The 749-nt window shown below is 66.9% G+C and carries 1 pseudogene; it reads right to left on the reverse strand.

Annotation, left to right across the window (positions count from 1 at the left end):
- Positions 1–749, reverse strand: a pseudogene (locus J0A65_RS24740) (hypothetical protein); the annotation flags it as partial.

The raw sequence follows: 749 nt of genomic DNA on the forward strand, positions 1-749 counted from the left end.
GACGGCGGCACGTAGCTGCGGTTGCTCAGCACCAGCACCTGCTCGCCCTCGTCGCGCATCAGATCAAGGCCGCTGGCCAGGTCCAGCAGGCCGTCGAACAGGCCCGTACGGCGCAGGGTAAGCTTGCCGCCGAGTTTCTCCGAGTCACTGCGGCTCTGCTCCCAGAACGTGCCGACGGGGGCGATGCCCGGGTCCTGGAAGGAGCCGCTGAGCAGGGCGCCGAACTGGCCGCGATAGCGCTGCTGGTACAGCTGCACGTCGAGGATGTTGCCGAACCAGTCCGAGTGGCTGTAGTCGAGGCTGTACTGACGGTTCTCGTTGAACGGCGCCTCGCCGGGCACGTCGCCGCGCGTCGCGCTGGTCGGGATACCGGCGTCGCGGTCGCCGAGCACCGGCAGATAGTCGTTGTTGCCGGTCAGGCGGTAGTGGTTGGCGCTGAACTGCAGGTGCTGGGCATCGTCGATCCAGTAGCCGAGCTTGAGCATCAGGTCGCGGTCACGGGTGTCCTGGATCTCGCCGGGATAGGCCACGCCGATGCGCGTGTTGTCGCCGTCGTAGAACATCCCGCGCGATTGCCAGGTGCTGCCGAACAGGGCCTCCCAGTCGCCCTGCTGGGCACTGACGCGGTAGTTGAGCTTGTAGCCGAAACCGTCGCTGCTGAAGGCGTCGTCGCTCTCCAGGCTGACCCCGGCGTGCTGGCGCACGCCATAGCCCTGCGGACGACGGCTGATGAAGTTGATGATGCCACC

Source organism: Bowmanella yangjiangensis, from assembly GCF_017255015.1.
Classification (GTDB): domain Bacteria; phylum Pseudomonadota; class Gammaproteobacteria; order Enterobacterales; family Alteromonadaceae; genus Bowmanella; species Bowmanella yangjiangensis.